This is a genomic window from Pantoea sp. R102, from assembly GCF_004916815.1.
GTDB classification, from domain to species: Bacteria; Pseudomonadota; Gammaproteobacteria; order Enterobacterales; family Enterobacteriaceae; genus Pantoea; species Pantoea dispersa.
On sequence record NZ_SDFT01000171.1, the window covers coordinates 1 to 5,397 of the forward strand.

Annotated in this window: 3 protein-coding genes; all 3 read left to right on the forward strand. The window is 62.2% G+C overall.

All coding sequences use genetic code 11. The features are described from left to right. A partial coding sequence (locus ERD80_RS17405; protein ID WP_136547819.1) for an Ig-like domain-containing protein occupies positions 1-2,295 on the forward strand: 2,295 nt, incomplete at its 5' end. 71 nt (positions 2,296-2,366) lie between these two features. Then, positions 2,367-3,818, forward strand: coding sequence for a TolC family outer membrane protein (locus ERD80_RS17410; protein ID WP_031279469.1), 1,452 nt, complete (start codon positions 2,367-2,369; stop codon positions 3,816-3,818). Then, a partial coding sequence (locus ERD80_RS17415) for an ABC transporter transmembrane domain-containing protein (protein WP_136547821.1) occupies positions 3,815-5,397 on the forward strand: 1,583 nt, incomplete at its 3' end. The genes ERD80_RS17410 and ERD80_RS17415, both read left to right, overlap by 4 nt.

The window sequence follows — 5,397 nt, forward strand, 5'->3', positions numbered from 1 at the left end:
GTCACCAACGACAGCACGCCGCTGCTAAGCGGCAACGGCGAGGCGGGCGCGCGCATCACGGTGTACGACGGCACCACATTGCTGGGCACCACCACGGTGGGCAGCAACGGCAGCTGGAGCTTCGTGGTGGGCAACGCGCTGAGCAACGGCAGCCACACGCTGAACGTGACGCAGACCGACCCGGCGGGCAACGTCAGCCCGCAGGTGTCGACCACGCTGATCGTCGATACCGTGGTGCCGGTCGCCAGTACGCTGACCATCATTGATGACATCAGCGGTACGCCGGTGACGCTGGCGAACGGCGCCTTTACGCGCGATACCACGCCAACGCTGCGCGGCACCACGGAAGCGGGTGCTGTGGTCACCATCTACGACGGTGCCAGCGCCATTGGTTCTGTGACCGCGGGGAGTGATGGCAGCTGGAGCTTCACCACTGCCACGCTGGCGAACGGCGCGCACACGCTGAGCACCACGGTGACCGATGCGGCAGGTAACGTCAGCACCGGCAACATCACGGCGACGGTGAACGTCGATACCCTGCCTCCGGCGGCGGTAAGCGGGCTGGCGATCAACAGCGCCGGTACCCTTGTCACCGGTAGCGGTGAAGTGGGGGCCACGGTGACGGTGCGCGATGCCAGCGGCAACGCGCTCGGCACCACCACGGTCGGCAGCGGCGGCAACTGGTCGGTGACGCTCACCACCGCGCAGATCACCGGTGCGCCGCTCTCGGTGATCCAGACGGATCGCGCAGGCAACGTCTCGCCGGGGGCCTCGCTGACCGGTGCGATTCGCATCGTGGCGACTAACGACAGCAACGAGGTGGATTACACCAGCACGCAGGCAACGGTGAACAACGGTACGGTCAACTCGTCGCACACCGCGCTGCTGACCGTGGGGCTGGGTACGGTGCTCAATGCCAGCGTACTGAACAACGGTAATGCTTACCTGTTCAGCGTGGGTAACGATGACAGCCGTACCGTGACGCTCAACGGTTCGGTGACCAGTCTCGGCGTGGCCGCCAACTATTCGTTAAACCTGTACGAACAGCAGGCGAACGGCTCGTGGCAGTTGATCAGTATCAAGACCAACTACATTAACGCGCTGCTGACGATCGGTACGCTGAAAGGGGCAAACGTCACCTACACCGGACTGGGGACCGGCAACTATGCGGTGGTGGTTGCAGCCACCACCAACATTAGCGTGTTGCCAACCACCACGGTAAGTACGGTGTCGGATTTCACCACGCTGGCGGTCACCACCGCCGCGACGGTCACCGGTAACCTGCTGACCAACGACACCAGCTCCATCGCCGGGACGATTCCGTCCGGCACGGCGGTGGCGTCGGTGGGCAGCAGCACGGTGGCGTCCAGCGGCAATACGGTGATCAACACCACCTACGGTACGCTGACCATTGATGCGAAGGGTAACTACACCTACACGCTGAAGGCCGGGCTGGATATCGATACCCTGCCATCCGCAGACACCTTCACCTACTCGGTGCGGGATGCCAGCGGTGCAGTGACCTCGGCGACGCTGACGGTGACGCTGCATAACGGTGCGGCCACCGCGCTGTTCGCCACCACCAGTCTGGCGGCGGAAACCACCACCAGCAGCGAGCATGATGCCAGCGGCAGCATCTGGGGAGACAGCAATGTCAGCCACAGCGGCACGCTGAGCATCCTCAATGAGCACGGCGATCTCACCACCGTGAGCAGCGTGGGCAGCACGGCGGTGGCCGGGGACTTTGGTGTGCTGACCATCGCCGCCAACGGTAGCTATACCTATACCCTGAACGCGGATGTGAATATCCAGAACATCACGCATAAGGAGGTGTTTACCTACACCCTGGCGTCGTCCGACGGCACCATCACCAGCAACACCTTTACCATTGAGCTTCACCCGACCATCACGGGCAGCGCCGCGGCTGACAGCCTCACCAGCAGCGCCTACGACGACACCATTACCAGCGGTGCCGGCGCAGATACGCTGGTTTACCACCTGCTGAGCAGCGCAGATGCCACCGGCGGCAACGGTCACGACACCTGGACCGACTTCAGCGTCGCGCAGGGTGACAAGATCGACGTCAGCAGTCTGCTGATCGGCTGGAATGATTCCACCAGTAATATCAATGACTTTGTGAAAGTGGATCATACCGCGGACGGCAATACGGTGTTGTCGATTGACCGTGACGGCAGCGGCACGGGGTACAGCAGTACGCAGCTGATTACCCTGGAAGGCGTAAACGTCTCACTGGAGGAGTTGCTGCAGCAACCGCATCAAAACCACACGGCTTAGTGGGTGTAACGCAGGGAAGCATAACGGGCACAGGGAGGTGCCCCTTTCTCTCTTTTACTGGTGAACAATCGATGGATCTGATGCAATCAGGCGCAACAACTCGCCGTACCTGTAAGCTCAGCGCCCTGTGTGCTGGCATTGTGTTTTTTCACAGTTCTCATCTTATGGCTGCCAGTGATGCCGTGACGCAGGCGGGGCGCATAACCTCAGCCGGTCTGGCGCAGCAGCAGGATCTTCCCTCCTTAACCGGTCAGGTGGCCGAACCCGCGCTGGCTAACGTGCCGGATACCTTAACCCTTAACCAGGCAGTGCAGCGTGCCATCCAGTGGCATCCGGACATCGCACAGGCGATTGGCAAAATGCTGGAGCAGGCCAGCCAGGTCGATGTGGCGCAGGCCAAATACTATCCGCAAATCAGCGCCGGCATGAACAACGGCTACAGCAACGCCTACAGCGAAAAAGGCTTCAGCCCGTCATTTGTGCTGTCGGTATCGCAGATGCTGTATGACTTCGGCAAAGTCAGCAGTTCGGTGCGCTCCGCCGAAGCCGGGGTGGCGCAGGAGCAGGCCAGCGTGCTGGTGAGTATTGATACCGTCGCGCACGACACCGCCGCCGCGCTGGTGCAGGTGCAGGGCTATCAGCAGTTGGTGAAGATCGCCCAGGATCAGCTGACGGCGTTGAGTAAGATTGGCGATCTGGCGCGTCAGCGCAATGAAGAGGGGGCGGCATCGCTCTCGGACGCCACCCAGACCGACGCGCGTATCGAAGGGGCGCGCACCACGCTGACCCAGTATCAGGCCAGCCTCAACCGCTGGCGTGCCACGCTAGCCAGCTATCTCGGCTGGCCACTGGTGAAAAAGGTCAGCGATGCGTTTCCGCCCAGCCTGACGCGTGCCTGCGCGGTGGGCAAAGCCGACGACAAATCCAACCCGGCGGTGTTGGCGGCATGGGCGCAGGCGCGGCAGGCGCAGGCTAAACTGGATAACGCCAACGCGCAGAATTTACCCACTATTTCGCTGGAACCGCAGGTCACGCATTACCTCAACAATCACTACTCCGGCAGCGAAACGCTCGACCGCACCCAGTATTCCGCGTTCGTCAAAGTTGAGATGCCGCTGTATCAGGGCGGCGGCATTACCGCGGCGCGCGATGCGGCGGCCAGCGCGCTGCAGGCGGCCAATGCGGCGGTGAACTCGGCGCGCCTCAAAGCGCAGCAGCAGCTCAGCGAATCGCAAACCGAAGCGCTGAGCCTGTCGCAGAGCCTGGCGATCATGTCGCGTCAGCAGACGCTGGGCGAGAAGACGCAGCAGCTGTATCAGGATCAGTATCTGCAGCTCGGCACCCGTCCGCTGCTGGACGTGCTCAACGCCGAACAGGAAGTGTTTCAGACGCGCTTCGCCATGCAGCAAACCATTAGTCAGTTACGTTCACTGCAGCTCGATTGCTTATACAGCACCGGGCAGATGCGGTCAGCGTTTGCGCTGAATAACCAGCGCATCCAGTCCGTGGAGATCCAGCCATGACGCAATTACAGATTCCGGACGCCCCCAATGGCAATCCCGCCAGCGCCGCCGGTGGCGAGGTGCCGCTACACGGCTGGGCCACCGCCATTATTCTCATCGCGACCCATTATCGCCTGCCGTGCTCGCCGGGCATGATCATGGCTGCCAGCGAATGGCAGGGCAAACAGTCACGTGATAAAGCGCTGCGCCATCTGGCGCGTCAGGCTGGGCTGTCGCTGCAGCTGTATGAAGAGCATCAGTGGGAGATTAGCAGCTGGCGCTTGCCGCTGGCGGTGGAACTGAGCGACGGCCAGGTTGGCGTCATCACCAGCTTTGATGGCGATGACACGGTGCGCGTGCACCTGGCCGGCGATGAACAACCGGCGCCGATCGCGCTGAACACGCTGCTGCCGCAGATCCGCTACGCCGCGGCGCTGCGTCCGGTGACGGCCGCCAAAGATAGCCGTGTCGATCGCTATCTCGCCACGGTCAGGCCCGACTGGCTGCGCCGTCTGGTGCTGCACGACATGCGTCCTTACGGCTACGTGATGCTGGGATCGTTCCTGATCAACCTGCTGGCGCTGGTCGGCATCATCTTCTCGATGCAGGTGTACGATCGGGTGATCCCGGCGCAGTCGTACCCCACGCTGTACGTGCTGTATATTGGGGTGATCCTCTCGGTGGTGTTCACCTATATTCTGCGCGTCGGTCGCGATCACGTCACCGATCTGCTCGGCAAGCGCGCCGATATGCGCGTCTCCGACCGCGTGTTCGGCCACGCGCTGCGGCTGCGTAACAGCGCGGTACCGCGATCGACCGGTACCTTTATCTCGCAGCTGCGCGAGCTGGAAGCGGTGCGCGAAATGGTGACGTCGACCACGGTGACGGCGATCGTCGATATGCCGTTCTTCCTGCTGTTTATGCTGGTGATGGCGATCATCGCGCCGCAGCTGGCGTGGATCGCGCCGGTGGCGGTGCTGCTGATGATCCTGCCCGGCGTGCTGAGCCAGAAAAAACTGGCGAAGCTGGCGCAGCAAAACCTGAAAGAGTCGACGCTGCGCAACGCGGTGCTGGTGGAGAGCGTGCAGGGGCTGGAAGATATCAAGCTAATGCAGGCGGAGGATCGCTTTCTGCAGCAGTGGAACAGCTATATCCGCATTACCGCGCAGTCGGGCGTCGAGATGCGCAAAGTGATGCATGCGCTGATTAGCTGGGGCGTCACTATTCAGGGACTGGTGTACGCCAGCGTGATCGTGGTCGGGGCGCCGATGGTGATCAACGGCGATATCACCACCGGGGCGATTGTCGCCGCGTCGCTGCTGTCTTCGCGCATGATTGCGCCGATGGCGACGCTGTGTGGCGTGCTGGCGCGCTGGCAGCAGGTAAAAGCGGCGAAGAGCAGCCTTGATGCGCTGATGAATCTGCCGGTGGAGAACAGTAAAGACGAAACGCGCATTCACTGTCCGGTGCTGTTTGGCCACTATCAGTTCACCGATGCCATGTTCCGCTACTACAGCGATTCGCTGACGGTGGCGCTGCGCATCAAGACGCTGACCATCAAGCCGGGTGAGCGCATCGCCGTGCTGGGGCGCAACGGCTC

Bases quoted from the DNA above. Each gene is read 5' to 3' on its own strand.
- ERD80_RS17410 (WP_031279469.1), top strand. From the start codon at position 2,367: ATGGATCTGATGCAATCAGGCGCAACAACTCGCCGTACCTGTAAGCTC.